The sequence below is a fragment of the Ruegeria sp. HKCCA5463 genome, assembly GCF_013034175.1.
Lineage (GTDB): Bacteria > Pseudomonadota > Alphaproteobacteria > Rhodobacterales > Rhodobacteraceae > Ruegeria.
Genome location: NZ_WQFL01000006.1, coordinates 265,188 through 279,719 on the forward strand (window position 1 = coordinate 265,188; position 14,532 = coordinate 279,719).

13 protein-coding genes are annotated in these 14,532 nt (G+C 58.2%); 8 read left to right on the forward strand and 5 right to left on the reverse strand.

Features of this window, described 5'->3' with window-relative positions:
* Positions 1–122: 122 nt before the first annotated feature.
* From glp to GOW09_RS14525, 5 genes are all read right to left on the reverse strand, one after another.
* Complete coding sequence (gene glp, locus GOW09_RS14505; protein WP_171119337.1) at positions 123–1,367, reverse strand: gephyrin-like molybdotransferase Glp; 1,245 nt, start codon at positions 1,365–1,367, stop codon at positions 123–125.
* Positions 1,360–1,707: a hypothetical protein gene (locus GOW09_RS14510; protein ID WP_171119338.1), complete on the reverse strand. Its 348-nt coding sequence runs from the start codon at positions 1,705–1,707 to the stop codon at positions 1,360–1,362. The genes glp and GOW09_RS14510 overlap by 8 nt, the downstream gene beginning before the upstream one ends.
* 333 nt (positions 1,708–2,040) lie before the next feature.
* Positions 2,041–3,471 carry an NAD-dependent succinate-semialdehyde dehydrogenase gene (locus tag GOW09_RS14515; protein WP_171119339.1) on the reverse strand — a complete coding sequence of 477 codons (1,431 nt, stop codon included), beginning with the start codon at positions 3,469–3,471 and terminating at the stop codon, positions 2,041–2,043.
* Between the two features lie 81 nt (positions 3,472–3,552).
* Complete coding sequence (locus GOW09_RS14520; protein WP_171119340.1) at positions 3,553–4,518, reverse strand: LysR substrate-binding domain-containing protein; 966 nt, start codon at positions 4,516–4,518, stop codon at positions 3,553–3,555.
* A gap of 2 nt (positions 4,519–4,520) precedes the next feature.
* On the reverse strand, positions 4,521–5,294 hold the full coding sequence (locus GOW09_RS14525) for an aspartate dehydrogenase (RefSeq protein WP_171119341.1): 774 nt from the start codon (positions 5,292–5,294) through the stop codon (positions 4,521–4,523).
* Between the two features lie 146 nt (positions 5,295–5,440).
* On the opposite strand from GOW09_RS14525, the gene GOW09_RS14530 reads away from it, so the two are divergent.
* The 8 genes from GOW09_RS14530 to GOW09_RS14565 all read left to right on the forward strand — a co-directional run bounded on the left by GOW09_RS14530 (position 5,441) and on the right by GOW09_RS14565 (position 14,455).
* Entirely contained in the window at positions 5,441–6,394 is a 954-nt protein-coding gene (locus GOW09_RS14530) for a dihydrodipicolinate synthase family protein (RefSeq protein ID WP_171119342.1), read from the forward strand.
* Between the two features lie 105 nt (positions 6,395–6,499).
* Positions 6,500–7,042 carry a 3-hydroxyanthranilate 3,4-dioxygenase gene (locus GOW09_RS14535; protein ID WP_152460347.1) on the forward strand — a complete coding sequence of 181 codons (543 nt, stop codon included), beginning with the start codon at positions 6,500–6,502 and terminating at the stop codon, positions 7,040–7,042.
* 23 nt (positions 7,043–7,065) lie between these two features.
* Positions 7,066–8,040: a TRAP transporter substrate-binding protein gene (locus GOW09_RS14540; RefSeq protein ID WP_171119343.1), complete on the forward strand. Its 975-nt coding sequence runs from the start codon at positions 7,066–7,068 to the stop codon at positions 8,038–8,040.
* Positions 8,041–8,103: 63 nt separating this feature from the next.
* On the forward strand, positions 8,104–8,637 hold the full coding sequence (locus GOW09_RS14545) for a TRAP transporter small permease (protein ID WP_171119344.1): 534 nt from the start codon (positions 8,104–8,106) through the stop codon (positions 8,635–8,637).
* A complete protein-coding gene (locus GOW09_RS14550; RefSeq protein ID WP_171119345.1) occupies positions 8,634–9,893 on the forward strand; it encodes a TRAP transporter large permease in 1,260 nt (419 codons plus the stop codon). The genes GOW09_RS14545 and GOW09_RS14550 overlap by 4 nt, the downstream gene beginning before the upstream one ends.
* A 120-nt stretch (positions 9,894–10,013) precedes the next feature.
* Complete coding sequence (locus GOW09_RS14555; protein WP_152460351.1) at positions 10,014–10,562, forward strand: thioredoxin family protein; 549 nt, start codon at positions 10,014–10,016, stop codon at positions 10,560–10,562.
* A gap of 3 nt (positions 10,563–10,565) precedes the next feature.
* Entirely contained in the window at positions 10,566–10,943 is a 378-nt protein-coding gene (locus GOW09_RS14560) for a VOC family protein (RefSeq protein WP_152460352.1), read from the forward strand.
* A 143-nt stretch (positions 10,944–11,086) separates the two neighbouring features.
* Positions 11,087–14,455, forward strand: coding sequence for an AAA family ATPase (locus tag GOW09_RS14565; protein ID WP_217360279.1), 3,369 nt, complete (start codon positions 11,087–11,089; stop codon positions 14,453–14,455).
* The last annotated feature ends 77 nt before the right edge of the window (positions 14,456–14,532 follow it).

Genomic DNA, 14,532 nt, shown 5'->3' on the forward strand with positions numbered 1-14,532 from the left:
TTGCGACAATTTTCAGGCCGGTATTCGGATTGATTGGCGCGCGATCGGGCAGTTTTCCGGGTGCCCACCATGACCGCGGCGTTGCAGTTGCAAGATAAATCGCATCGCACCTGTTGCAGGGATCAGAACCTCAACAATTCAATCGAATGCCCGGCGGGCAGGTCTTCGATCTCGGCCGGTATGATCGCCAACCCGTCTGCCTGCGCCAGCAAGGCAACACGTCCACTGTAGGAGGGCGCCATCAGACGTACATTGGGAAGGCCACGCGGCGAAGTGCCGTCAATCTGGACCGGACGATACTCCTGCCGACCCGCGCGACGCTGCACGGGTTCAGCCAGCACGGCCTGAACAGGTATCTGAGGTCTGTGGCACAAGCCTGCGCGCCGCGCCATCATCTGCGACCCGATTATCTGCCATGTCACATAAGCTGACACCGGGTTGCCGGGCAGACCAACGTAAAGAGCGCGCCCGCGCCGCCCGAACATGACCGGTTTACCGGGCTTCATCGCCACTTTCATGACATCGGTTTCACCGCCAATCGCGCTGAACAGCCGGGGCATGTGATCTTCATCCCCGACTGACACGCCCCCAGTCGTGACGATGAGGTCCGAGGCATCGCATGCCTCGCGCAGAACCTGTTCCAGACGGGCCGGGTCATCCTCGACCGGTCCCCGGTCGGTCAGTTCGATCCAGGGTTTTTGCAACAGCGCCAGCAGCATATAACGGTTCGAGTTGTAGATTTGGCCGGGGCCGAGGGGTTCGCCCGGTTGACGCAGTTCGCTGCCTGTCGAAAAGATCGTGACCTTCAGTTTTCGAAACACCAGGACCTCACCATACCCTGCGGATGCCAGGGCGGCCATCTCGCGCGGTCCAATTTGACAGCCCCGTCGCAGGACCGGACTCCCGGCACAAAGATCTTCCCCCGCACGCCGGATATGCTGGCCGGGTTTCGGGCGGCGGCTGAATCGAATCCTGTCGATCAGAAGATCGCAATCTTCCTGCATCAGCACGGCATCGAATTCAGGCGGCACCGGAGCGCCCGTGAAAATGCGCAAAGCGCTGCCTTCGGGGGCATCATGGTCGCCGCAGTCACCCGCAGCCACGCGCCCGGCGATGGGCAGCTCGAACACCGGCCCGTCACCCAGATCACCGGTGCGGATGGCATAGCCATCCATGGCCGAGTTGTCGAAGGCAGGCATATCGACCTTGCTAGCGCAATCCTCGGCCAGAACCCGGCCTATAGCCTGTTCCAGCGGCAAAATCTCGGTTTCGGTAACAGGATCGGCGATGGAAAGACCGCGCTCAAGGGCGTCCTCGACAGTCAGATACATGTGGGCGTGGCGGTCACAGGCACATCCATCAGCCATTTTGAGTCTCCGAAAATATTAAGCGTCCCGCGAATCCCGACTGTTCGTCCGGATCGAGTTTGGGCAGGTCGGCCTTGAATTTTTCCAAATCCGAGCTGGGATCAGCAACGACCGGCAGCGTACCCATGCCATACCGACCATGCGCGGCGCGACCTATGCCGTCATCGCCTTCTTGCTCGGACGACAAATCTGATTCGGGTTGGCCGCAAAGCTCAAACACGCGCGCGCAGTCAGAGTTCAAGCAAAAGGTGGACGTTACGGTGGGCAGCCCCGCCAACCTCTCGAAGCCCACGGTATCCCCGGCAGGGATTGGTGCAGATAGCGTCAGCCAAGTGTTCATCCGTCCCTCCGGAGTTCAGGCCACCCGGCGGGACCCCCCCCCGCAGGTCAGCCGAAACGCTGATCATCACCGGCAAAAGGACGCGATGGTTTTTGTCGCACGGTCCGGCCAGAAATTCCCGGCCAATGGACAGCAAGGCGGGTTTACTGTCATTGACATAGGTCATGATCCGCGTTCGGGCGCCCCATCAGGAAGGGCACATTGCCGCCTCTGTCGATTCCGCAGGTATTGAAATCACAACCGCAGCGCTGCGCTGGCCCTTTGGTCGGTTTCGAAAGGAAAAAGGCCGGCTTGGTCGCGAAAAGTCGACAAGTGCAGGTGTCGGGGTCTTTTTCAGCAGATCTCGGCCGAATGCCAGACGTTCTTGACCGTCATGTAATTCTCAAGGCCTTCGGTTCCGCCTTCCCGACCATAGCCACTGGATTTCACGCCCCCAAAGGGCGTTTCCGGCATCGATGCTTCAAGCGTGTTGATCGACAAATTACCGACCTCGACCTCGTCAATCAGACGGTCGATGTAATCCGCCCGATTGGTGAAAGCGTACCCCGCCAGCCCGTAGGGAACTGAATTCGCCAGAGCGATCGCCTCATCCAGCGAAGCCACCGGGTTGATCACCGCAACCGGTCCAAACGGCTCTTCGCGCATGATCCGCGCCGCTTCAGGAACGTTCAATAACACCGTGGGTTCAAAGAAATATCCCCTCTCACCAACCCGCGATCCGCCTGTGGCAAGCGTTGCCCCCTGTGCCACTGCGTCTTCAACCAGCTCTGACAAGGCTGGAACGCGCCGGTCGTTGGCCGTTGGGCCCATTTCAACGGTTGCGTCAAGCCCATTGCCGACGACCGTGGCTTTGGCCCTTGCGACGAACCCGGCCGCATATGCGTCAAAAACACTCTCATGCGCGAAGAAACGGGTTGGCGAAGTGCAGACCTGACCGGCATTGCGCATTTTGCGGACCGCGCCTGAAACGGCCGCCGATTGCACATCCGTATCTTCGCAAACGATGACCGGCGCGTGGCCGCCCAGCTCCATGAGCACTCGGGTGTCGTGTTGGGCCGCCAAAGTGGTCAAATGACGCCCGATGGTTGTCGATCCGGTGAAGGCCACCAGGCGAACGGGGTCTTGCGGGATCAGATGGCCGGATATCTCGGATGGTTCACCGAACACCAAATTCAGAACCCCCGCTGGCAGACCGGCATCTTCGAACGCTTTTGCTATGTGCAAAGCGCCGGCAGGCGTTTCTTCTGCCGCTTTCAGGATCACCGAACAGCCCGAGGCCAAAGCACCGGCGATTTTCCGGGCAGGTTGGCTCATGGGGAAGTTCCACGGCGAAAATGCCGCGACAACGCCGACAGGCTGGTGATGAACTGCAAATTTGTGACCCTGCGCCGCCGGAATGATCCGCCCATAGGTCCGCATCGCCTCGCCCGCATCCCATTCAAAGAACTCGGCGCCGCGAATGACCTCCAGCCGGGCCTGCTTCAGAGGCTTGCCATGTTCCAGAGTAATGGAATGCGCGATTTCTTCCTGCCGCTGACGCATGAGGGCTGCCGCCCGCAGGATCGTATCCGCGCGTTCCCGCGGCGATGTGCGGCGCCACAGTCTAAAGCCTTCGACGGCCGCTTGCAGCGCGTCGTCCAGGTCTTTCACCGATGCGCAAGGCAACCGACCGAGTTCTTCCTCGGTTGCCGGGTTGACAACCGGGATATCGCGCCCGGTTTTTCGCCACGTGCCGCCAATGAACAGCCTGAGCTCTGGATACATGAAACCGGCGCCTCCATTTGCCTTGATTTTTGATCGCGCGATGCCTCGCATGAGTTCAAGCGCATTGCGCGTATACGGATATCAAATTGGCGAATATCTGGTCTGTCTGCTCTGCGCCGCCCGATGCAGAGCCGTTTTGAAAGCGCGCCCCGCAGGCGACAGATCGTCGTCGGCACGGAAGGACACTCCAATCGGCCCCTGCCCGAAAGGAACCTCCCAGGCGAGCTGGGCAAGATGGCTGTTTTCTATATCCTGGACGACGACCTCGGCAGGCATAAGGCCGATCAGGTCGCGGGATTGCAGCAGCGCCCGGTTCGTCAGGTAGGACACGGATTCTATGGCGACCGGTGGCATATATTGCTGCTGGCCGACGAAAAAATGATCCGCCTGACGTCGCAACGTGGTCTCTTGCGGGGGAAGAATCCAGCCAAACGGCTTGGTTTGCGCAAAGGTCACGGCGTCCCGCCCTGCCAGCGGGTGTTGAGGGCCGACAATGGCCAATATCCGATCCTCGAACAGTTTTTCCTGTCGAATCTTGTCGCGATGCCGGTGCGACGGCAGGCGTCCTACAACCATGTCGATCTCACCCGACAGCAGCCGGGGCATGAGCACCTCGTTGGTCCCTTCGCTGATCTTGACTGCAACGTTCGGGCGGTCTTTCAGCAGCAGTTCGATGGCGGCGGGTAGCAGGCTGGTTGACGCCGCAAGCAACGTGCCCACCACGACACGGCCGGAATTTCCTTCGTTCAGATCGTCCAGTTCCTGCGCGGCGTTGGAAACCTGAGCAAATATCAGCTTCCCGTGACGTATGAGAGTTTCGCCAAAAACCGTTGGCACAACGCCTCGGTTGGTTCGCGTGAACAGCTTGACTTCGAAATCCAGTTCAAGATCCTGAATCATCTTGGTGGCCGCTGGCTGAGATATTCCCAGCTCACGCGCGGCATTCTGAATGTTCCCATGCGCGCCAACTGCAACCAGCAGACGCAGCTGTCGCAGCTTCAGGCGGGTCAAGGCGCGGTCAACGATGCGAGAGTGACGCCCAACCATGGCTACAGAACAATCGGCTTGCAAAGCTGATCCAGCTTGGACAGCACGCTCATGGCCGCAAGCGCCGAGCTTCGCGGGTTGTCGGGCAGCGCGGTGCCGCTGATCCGGAACTGAAACGTGCCGAAATCGCCTTCGGCCTCGACCTCGTGAATGTTCTTGTGGATCGTCGGATCGGCGACCAGACGAACCTGTGTGCTATCGAACCCCACACCCGCCAAGGCGACGGCGGCGGCGACATTTGCGTTCTTGGGGTAAGCCAGCGCCGCCTCTCGTGCGGAACCCTGAAAATGTGTTTCAGCCGCGGTGATATTGCCGAGGTCAAGACTGTGTTCGGCACGTGATCCCTTCCAACCCGCCGGCGGCTTGCGCCCCACATATGTGACGGACTTGAGCGGCCCGACCGCTGCGGCGCTGAGACAGTCCAGCCCGCCTATGGCACCGCTTGCCAGATGCAGCCGCGCCCCGCCCTTTCGCGCGGCCCTGTCCAGCCGGTCACTGACTTGCTGATCCGCAAGTGCGCCGGCAGAGACACTGATGATATCCAGCCCTCGTGCCAGAATGTCCGGACCCAATCCGGCCAATGCCTCGTGCCCCGCGCAATCCAGAACCAATTCGATTCCGTCCGGCAGGTCATCAACCGAACCAACTGACTTGGGCGATTTAGGATCAACGCGCTGTGGTCTGACCAGAATGGCTGCCAACTCATGCCCATATTCTGGCAACATGCGCTGCACATATTGCGCGATTGCGCCGGTTCCGATGACTGCGATCTTCATGTCTGGACCCTAGACTAGCATTGAAAAAATCTGAATTGGTAAGTTGGTGGTATATGTTTTTCAGATAACCATTTCCCTGAAATGGCACTGGACCGACCCGCCTGGTGTGTTTTGTTCATGATGAAGCCACGGGGACCACTTTGGAAATGAAATACTCAAAACAGGACGCGAAGGCCTATGCCCGCGAACATATGACTGGGATATGGGCAGCGGCACTGAACCCGTTCAATGATGACCTGTCTCTGGATGAATCGGGACTGCGTGCAAACATCCGCCATTGGATCGATGATCTGGACATCCAGGGCCTTTTCGTCGCCGGCAAACAGGGCGAGTTCTTTTCGATGAGCATCGAAGAGCGCAAGCGCAACTTCGAAATTGCCGTTGACGAATGCGCAGGCAAAGCCGGTGTAATCGTCTCGGTCTCGGACCAGAACATGAATACGGCCTTGGACCTGGCGCATCACGCCCAGAACTGCGGTGCGGATTACATCGTACTGCACGCGCCGGTTCTGAGCTTTGTGCACGATCGCGGAGAGGTTTTGTACCAGTACTACAAGCGTTTTTGTGACGAACTGGATATCGGCATCGCCATGTGGAGCCATCCAGACAGCGGCTATTTGATGCAACCCGAAGAATGCGCTCGCATTGCGGACTTACCCAATATCGTTGCGATAAAATACTCGGTCCCGCGCGAGATGTACGTGAAGCTGACCCATATGGTGGGCGACAGGATCCATGTCTCGACCTCGGCTGAACATGAGTGGCTGGACAACATATTGGAACTGGACTGGAAGCTCTATCTCTGCTCGTCTCCGCCCTATCAGCTGCAAAGCAAGGTCGATCAGCGGATGAACGAATACACGCGTCTGGCCTTTGTGGGAAAGGCCGATGAAGCGCGACGTGTCTTTGACAGTCTGAACCCTGTCCGCGACGCGATGAAACGCGCGCGTCCTGCGGGCAAACCCACTGCATTCGGAAAGTACTGGCAAGAGTTGCTGGGTCAGGTCGGTGGCCGTGTACGTCCGCCGATGCTGGAACTGACCGACGCCGAAAAAGCGATCATTCGCAAAGCATTTGATGAAAGCGGGCTGCGCGTCTGAGCTGGGTGAGGCCGGGCAGTATAAGGAAATCGGATAGCGAGATGCTGATAATTTCTTTGCGGTCATGAAAAAACGCGCCAAACTTTCCGGGATAGGGAGTGGGACATGTCAAAACTGAAAGCGTTCAACTTTAAGGCCTGGATCGACGAACACCGCCATCTGCTCAAACCGCCCGTAGGGAATCGTCAGGTTTGGGAAGACGCCGATCTGATGGTCACTGTTGTGGGTGGTCCGAACAAGCGAACCGATTACCACGATGACCCGGTGGAAGAATTCTTCTACCAGCTTGAAGGCGACATGGTGCTGAAAATCTATGACGGAGAGGAGTTCTATGATGTTCCGATCCGAGAAGGCGAGGTTTTTCTGCTGCCTCCGCATGTACGCCATTCGCCACAGCGCCCTCAGGAAGGTTCGATCGGGCTTGTGATTGAACCCAAGCGCCAGACCGGAGAGCTGGACGCCATCGAATGGTATTGCTTTGAATGCGGATCACTGGTGCATCGAGCGGAAATGCAGCTAAAGTCCATCGTTGATGACCTGCCTCCGGTTTATCAGAAGTTCTATGCTTCGGAACAAGACCGCACCTGCCCCAATTGTCAGGCTGTGCACCCGGGAAAGGAACCGCCCGAGGGCTGGGTCACGTTGTAAAACAAGATCAAACAGGGGAAGTAATGAGACATTTTGCAAAAATCGCCGCCTCTGCGGCTGCGTTGGCACTGGCGTCCGTGGCCGCTCACGCCGAAGAGTTTCGGTTGGGTCTGATCACGCCGCCACCGCATATCTGGACCAAAGCCGCCGAAGCGTTTGGGGCCGAGTTGAATGAGGCCAGTGGTGGCGCGCATTCGGTATCGGTCTTCCCGGCCCGCCAGTTGGGGAACGAGGCCGAAATGCTGCAACAATTGCAGACCGGCGCGTTGGACATGGCTTTCATGACCGTGGCTGAAGTTTCGAACCGCGCGCCCGAGTTGGGGGCATTCTATGCGCCCTATCTGGCAGATGACATTGGGCACGCGGGGCGCATCCTGCGATCCGATACGGCCAAATCCATGCTGGAACCCTTGCCGGGGCAGGTTGGTGTCGTTGGACTGGGATATGGGATGGCAGGATTGCGCCAGATCGTCAGCCGGGGCGAGGTTTCCTCCGCCGAAGATCTATCAGGCCTGAAACTGCGGATCACGCCCTTCACACCGATTCTGGATTTCTACAACGCGGTGGGGGCGGCACCCACGCCCATGCCCTTGCCTGCCGTCTATGATGCGCTGGCCAATGGTCAGGTCGACGCCATCGACATGGACGCCGAGCTGATCTGGGTTCTGAAATATTATGAACACGCCGACACGATCGTGCAGTCGGATCACATGATGTTCCCGATGGTCGGGCTGGTATCGGCCAAGGTCTGGGCTGGTTTGTCCGACGAAGACCGCGCGATGATCGCGGAACTCATGGCCAAGCATGTCGACAGCACCATTGATGCCTACGTTGAAAACGATGCCAAATGGCTGGAGCAAATCGAGGGCACTGGCAAAGCCTACAAAAAGGTTGATGCCTTGTTCTTTGGCGACGCGATCGAAGAGTGGAACGGGATCTGGTCCCAGAAGACCTCTTCCCTTGACGCTTTGCGGCAGACTGCGGCAGAAACAAAATAACGAAAACGGCATGACGAAAGGGGCGCAGCTCGATCCTGCGCCCTTTTTCACGGGAGAGCAGCGATGTTGTATCGGCTGTCGGCAGGCTTGGCGCGGGTCGAGTTGTGGTGCGCTGCCTTTCTGGCAGTCTGCATAACGGCTCTGATTTTGTTGAATGTCGTGACGCGAACGGCGGGCAACGCCCTGTTCTGGGTTGATGAGCTGGCGATCTACGCGATGGTCTGGATGACTTTTCTGGGCGCGTCTTCCGCATTGCACCATCGCAGCTCGGTGTCGATCTCCATCGTTTCCGACAACGTGCCCGAACGCGCGAAACCATTGATCCGCAAGGGTGTGGACGTGGTCGTGTTTGCTTTTTCCCTTGCGATGCTGTGGTTCTGCTGGCGCTGGTTCCTTCCGCTGGACATCGCCAGCAGCGGATTTGACGTGGCGGCGTTTCAAGGTCAGACATTCAATTTCATCTACGCCGAGCCAACGCTGACCCTGGGCCTGCCAAAGTATCTGTTCTGGTTGGTGATGTGGCTTTTCGCACTGGGCGCGACGCTGCATTCCACCATGCATCTGCTGAGCGCCCCGGGCAAAGGGGCACAGCCATGAGCCCCATCGTCTTTCTGGCCACTCTACTTCTGTCCGTGCCCGTGGCGATCGTGCTGGCGATCACGGCCATCTGGTACATCTGGGAAAGCGGCAACACGGTTCTTTATGACAGCTTCGCGCAGAAAATGTTCGGCGGTCTTGAGAATTACGGCCTGCTGGCAATTCCTCTGTTCATGTTGACCGGAGAATTGATGAACGAAGGCGGCATGACCCGGCGCCTTGTCGCGCTGGCCCGGGTATTTGTAGGCGGGTTTCGTGGCGGGCTGGCCTATATCAACTTGCTGGCAAACATGTTCATGGCGGCCATCATCGGGTCTGCGACGGCGCAGATCGCGGTGATGTCGCGCGCCATGGTCCCCGCGATGGAGGAGGAGGGCTATGACAAGGGTTTCGCCGCTGCCACGACGGCCGCGGGCGGGCTGCTGGCTCCGGTCATCCCGCCGTCGATGATGTTTGTCATCTTCGGTGTTCTGGCTCAGATCCCGATTGGTGACATGTTCATTGCAGGAATCCTGCCCGGTTTGATCCTTGCCGGGGCTTTTGCATCGGTCATCACACTGATCGGGTGGTGGCAAAACTTTCCGAAGGGGCATTGGATGACGCGTGCCGAAGCCGTCCAGGCCTTGATCAGCGCGGCCCCTGCCCTGCTGATCCCGATGTCGATCATAGGCGGCATTCTGTTCGGGATCGCCACACCGACCGAATCCGCCGCAATCGCGTCCCTGATCGCGTTTCTGGTGGGCTGGTTGGTTTACGGGGACCTGAAGCCGAGCAACCTGGCACAGATGTTCAAACGCACGGCAGCCAATGCGTCGATGATCCTGTTCATGATCGCGGCCGCCAGCGTGTTCGGCTGGGTCATCATCTATGAGGAAATACCACAGCAACTGGCTGGGTTGATCACCTCGATCACTTCGGACCCGTTCGTGTTCCTGCTGGTCGTGAACCTTGCGCTTTTGCTGGTTGGAATGATGATCGATGGCATCGCCGCGATCATCCTGATCACTCCGATCCTGCTGCCGATTGCAACCGGTTCATATGATATCAGCCCTTATCAGTTCGGCATTGTTGCTTGCCTGAACCTTGTGCTTGGGCTGCTGACGCCCCCGGTCGGGATCGGATTGTACATCGCCTCATCCATGAGCGGCACATCGCCCGGTTCAATCCTGAAATCGCTTTGGCCTTTCCTGATCGCGGTAACTTTGGTGTTGCTTCTGCTCAGCTATTACCCAAGCCTGTCAACGCTGCTGATCTGAACCAGATACGTTTGCAGGCGCATTCCGTCGCAGACATGACGCCGGAAATCTCGCTCTACTTAACGGCGCCCGTCAGCTAAGCTGGTCTGAACATGCCAATTGGTCACAAAAAGGACAATCATGCTGCTCGACACTCCGATCTGCGATTTCGGTTGGAACGCCCCGGACTTCACGCTCAAAGACCCGAACGGTCGGGCCTTCAAGATGTCCGATCACCTGCAAAACGGGTTGCTGATCGCCTTCATCTGTAATCATTGCCCCTATGTCAAAACGATCACGGACCGGCTTGCCCAGGACACGGACCTGCTGATGTCCAAGGGGATCGGCGTGTTGGCGGTCATGTCGAACGACTATCGCGATTACGCCGAAGATTCGCCGCAGAACATGTTGGAATTTGCACGGCAGAACGGCTTCAACTTTCCATACCTCGTGGACGAGGATCAATCCGTAGGAAAGGCTTATGGTGCTGTCTGCACTCCGGATTTCTTCGGTTTGAATGCGGATGGAAAGTTGCAGTACCGGGGCCGTCTGGACAATCTGGGCCGCGGCCAGACTGGCAAGCGCGAACCAGAATTGGTCAATGCGATGCTGCAAATTGCCGAGACCGGGCAAGGCCCCCAAGATCAGACACCCTCAATGGGATGTTCGATCAAATGGACCCGAGGCTAGGCCATGGGGATCACGTCACTGGATCATGTCAATCTGCGCACCACGCGTTTGGACGAGATGATCGAATGGTACTGCAACGTGCTGGGGATGCGGGTCGGGCCACGCCCACCCTTCCCCTTTCCCGGAGCCTGGCTTTATGTCGAAGAAAACGCCTTCGTGCATCTGGTCGGTGTCGAGGCCGAGGCCACGGGTTCAGACGCAGACCTGAAGCTTGAGCATTTCGCTTTTTCGGCGACAGGGTTGGATCGGTTCGAAGCGCATCTCAAAACAAATGGCGTCTCCTATCGCCGTGTGGAACTGACGGCAATCGACACCGTTCAGTTGAACGTCTGGGATCCGGACGGCAATCACATTCACATCGATTTTCGGACCGGCGAATAGAGATGGCAGGATCCAATACCGTTTCGTGCATGGAAATTTCCTGACCCTCAAATTGAACACTTGACCGGAATTCGCGGGTCGTCCTTGATAGAGGGGTGTTTTCCCGGACTGTGCCCGGGGCTGGTCCTTTCAACCAGAGGGAAATGGGGAATGCTTGGATCGGCCTGGTCGCGGCCATGCATGGTGGTCAAATGGCTGACATAGATGAATGGCTGATCCGAAACGGCTTGTCCAAATATGTCAACGCCTTCTCCCGGCACGAGGTCGAACTGGGTGATCTGCCGGAACTGAGCGACGATGACCTTGTCACGATCGGCCTGCCCATTGGACCCAGGCGCCGCTTTCTGAAAGCAATACGGGATGAAACCGGGCAGCCTGCGGGATCACATCGCAAGCATCAGGAACCCAACATCATTGCAGAGCGCAGACAGCTGACGGTCATGTTCATCGATCTTGTTGGATCGACGGCGATATCGCAAAAGCTGGATCCTGAAGATCTGGCCGAGGTTCTGAGGCTGTTCAAAGAGACCTGCGCCGCTGCGGTCGCCGCTTTTGACGGGCATATCGCCAGTTACTACGGCGACGGCATCATGGTGTTTTTTGGCTTCCCGCATGCGCATGAAGACGACCCGGAACGCGCCATTCATGCAGGTCTCCGGATCGTTCGCGAAATTCCGGAAATCCGCACACATGCACATCTTGAAGTCCGCATAGGGATCGCGACCGGCCTGGTTGTCGTCGGTGACCTGCGGGGAGAGAAGATGTTCGAGGATGGAACCGCCATGGGCGAGACCCCGAACCTTGCCGCACGGCTTCAATCGATGGCTGATCCGGGGACAATGATCGTCGCGCCGACGACACGGGAATTGGCGGGTGATGCGTTCGAATATGTGCGCCGTGGCACGTTTCAATTGAAAGGCTTTGCCAAAGAGGTCGAAGCCTGGCAGGTCACCGGCACGCGCCAGACTCTCAGCCGTTTTCTTGCGGCAGACGACGCCCGGATGAGTTCATTGGTCGGGCGCGCGCAGGAGCATGAAACCCTTCAAAGCAAGTGGAAGCTGGCCCGTCAGGGTCAAGGTCAGGTGGTGCTGGTCTCGGGCGAGGCGGGCATAGGAAAGTCCAGGCTGATCGAAGAGCTTCGCCGAACGATCCCGGACGCAAAACACCGACAGCTTCGATTTCAGTGTTCGCCCTTTCATGACGCAAGCGCGTTGTACCCGATCATTCGCCAGCTTGAAAACGCGGCCGAACTGCGGGTCGGTGACAGTGCGGACGAAAAAATGAACAAGATCCACGGCGTTCTGGGCGATCCTTCTGAAGGGTCACTGAAACTGGCTGCGGCACTGTTGTCGGTCCCGTTTGAAGACAGGCTTGGCCCGCTGGATCTGACCCCTGAGCAGATCATGAAGCAGACGCTGGACATGCTGGTCAATCATGTGATCGGCTTGGCGCAGGAAACCCCGACCCTGTTGCTGTTTGAAGATGCACATTGGATCGATCCAACGACAAAGACTCTGCTTGATCAGCTTGTAACCCGGATAGAGAACGCGCGCCTGCTGATGGTCATGAGCTATCGGACAGGCTTTGATCCGGACTGGCCACAATCGCACAACCTGATGCACGTCGCGCTTCAACAACTGGATTTCGCGCAGGTCAAAGAGATCGTGAACGATGTTGCCAAAGGCAAGACCGTCCCGGACGAAGTTCACCGTCTGATTGCCGCCAGATCCAACGGTGTCCCGCTGTTCGTAGAAGAGGTGACGAAGGATCTGCTGGAATCCGATCTTCTGACCGAACGCGCCGACGCCTATACGATCGACCGGTCCACGCCATCACCCACTGTGCCGAAAACACTGCATGACGCGTTGATGGCTCGTCTTGATCGACTGAGCTCGGCCAAGGAAGTGGCACAGATCGGCGCTGTCATTGGCTCGCAATTCTCTTATCCGATGATTGCAAGCGTGTCCCGCTTTGATGAACGGGCGTTACGTTCCGGTCTGGATTTGCTGGTGGATGCCGGGATCGTGATCGTTTCAGACTCAGAGCCCGAGGAAACGTTCAGTTATCGTCACGCTCTCATTCGCGACACCGCTTACAACAGCCTGCTGAAACGCGAGAGGCGAACGCTGCATGCGCGTGTGGTCCAAGCACTGAACTCTGCCTCGTTGCGCGAAAACTCTGCCGGTCCGGAAATTCTGGCTCATCACTACACGATGGCAGATATGCCGGACGAAGCGATAGAACACTGGTATCTGGCCGGGCAACGTGCCGTTGAACGCTCGGCCGGGATTGAAGCAGCCACTCAGTTGGGGCGTGCGTTGGCGTTGCTTGAACAGCAGGAAGACTCGGTTGACCGCGACCGCATGGAAACCAAGATCCAGACATTGCGGGCCGGCGTTCTGCGCTCGACCGCTGGCATCGCGGCCGATGAAACGGGGGCGGTGTATGCCCGGATCCGCGACCTGTGCAATCGGCTGGGCGAAACCGAACAATTGTTCCCTGTGCTCAATGGTCTCTATGCGTATCATTTGGTCCGCGGTGAATACGACCTTGCCAAGGACGTCGCGGCGCAGTTGCTGGACCTGTCCAAGTTGACCGACGAAACGCATCACATAATGATTGCCCATCGGGCCATGGGTGCCGTCTTGTTGCATATCGGGCAGCAGGACGCCGCCTATGCACATCTGCGACAAGCGTTGCGCTTGTATGATCCTCAGCAGCACAGCCGTCTTGCCTATGTCTACGGCACGGATCATGCCGCCATTACATCCTGCTTCCTGAGCATGACGGTTTGGTTGCGCGGAGAACCGGACCGCGCGCTCGAGATCCAGCATCAGGCGATCTCGGCAGCGCAGAAACTCAATCACGCTCATAGCCTGGCACAGACCCTGACATATCTGTGTATGCTACACCTGTTGCGGCGTGAACCTGAACATGTTTACGACGTTGCCGCGCGCCTTGAGGAACTGGCGACCAAACACACCTTCCCCTTCATGACACTGACGGCGAATGTCTGGCGGTGTTGGGCGGACGCGCAGATCAAGCCAGGCCCGGAAACGATCCGAGCAATGCGCGACGCGTCCGAAGCCTGGTGGGCCAGCGGGGCCGGAAACTACAAGCCGGTGTTCCTGACGGCCCTTGCCGAAGCGTCATTGAAGGCGAACGACCCGAAGGCGGCTCAGCGCCTGCTGGATGAAGCCCGTGAACAGCAGGTTCTGACCAATGAAGCCTGGGCTCAGCCCGAGACGGATCGGATACAGGCGTTGGTGCGGTCCATGGACACTGCCGCAGATGATCTGTTCACGGAGGCTCTGGAAACCGCGCGCAAACAGCAGGCAAGAATGTTCGAACTGCGCACAGCGGTGGATTACGTGCAAACTTGCGACCGCTTTGGCTGCTCACCGGCCTCGCCGCTTGATCTTGGAAAGATTTTGGCCACGATCGTTGGCGGCGCGCAGACCCGCGATGTCGCGCGGGCCATGTCTTTGCTCAATCAATCGAAAGTGTCGTAGGGTACTTACCCGGCCAGTTCGGCGGGCAGCACCCTTCCATCCATCCTGTCGCCCCGCAGGACCACAGGCGCAAAGCT

What these genes read in the sequence shown, in the direction of transcription:
- glp (WP_171119337.1), bottom strand. Translation starts at nt 1,367, where the DNA reads ATGGCTGATGGATGTGCCTGTGACCGCCACGCCCACATGTATCTGACT.
- GOW09_RS14550 (WP_171119345.1), top strand. Translation starts at nt 8,634, where the DNA reads ATGAGCCCCATCGTCTTTCTGGCCACTCTACTTCTGTCCGTGCCCGTG.
- GOW09_RS14540 (WP_171119343.1), top strand. Translation starts at nt 7,066, where the DNA reads ATGAGACATTTTGCAAAAATCGCCGCCTCTGCGGCTGCGTTGGCACTG.
- GOW09_RS14530 (WP_171119342.1), top strand. Translation starts at nt 5,441, where the DNA reads ATGAAATACTCAAAACAGGACGCGAAGGCCTATGCCCGCGAACATATG.
- GOW09_RS14525 (WP_171119341.1), bottom strand. Translation starts at nt 5,294, where the DNA reads ATGAAGATCGCAGTCATCGGAACCGGCGCAATCGCGCAATATGTGCAG.
- GOW09_RS14520 (WP_171119340.1), bottom strand. Translation starts at nt 4,518, where the DNA reads ATGGTTGGGCGTCACTCTCGCATCGTTGACCGCGCCTTGACCCGCCTG.
- GOW09_RS14565 (WP_217360279.1), top strand. Translation starts at nt 11,087, where the DNA reads ATGGGGAATGCTTGGATCGGCCTGGTCGCGGCCATGCATGGTGGTCAA.
- GOW09_RS14535 (WP_152460347.1), top strand. Translation starts at nt 6,500, where the DNA reads ATGTCAAAACTGAAAGCGTTCAACTTTAAGGCCTGGATCGACGAACAC.
- GOW09_RS14545 (WP_171119344.1), top strand. Translation starts at nt 8,104, where the DNA reads ATGTTGTATCGGCTGTCGGCAGGCTTGGCGCGGGTCGAGTTGTGGTGC.
- GOW09_RS14560 (WP_152460352.1), top strand. Translation starts at nt 10,566, where the DNA reads ATGGGGATCACGTCACTGGATCATGTCAATCTGCGCACCACGCGTTTG.
- GOW09_RS14515 (WP_171119339.1), bottom strand. Translation starts at nt 3,471, where the DNA reads ATGTATCCAGAGCTCAGGCTGTTCATTGGCGGCACGTGGCGAAAAACC.
- GOW09_RS14510 (WP_171119338.1), bottom strand. Translation starts at nt 1,707, where the DNA reads ATGAACACTTGGCTGACGCTATCTGCACCAATCCCTGCCGGGGATACC.
- GOW09_RS14555 (WP_152460351.1), top strand. Translation starts at nt 10,014, where the DNA reads ATGCTGCTCGACACTCCGATCTGCGATTTCGGTTGGAACGCCCCGGAC.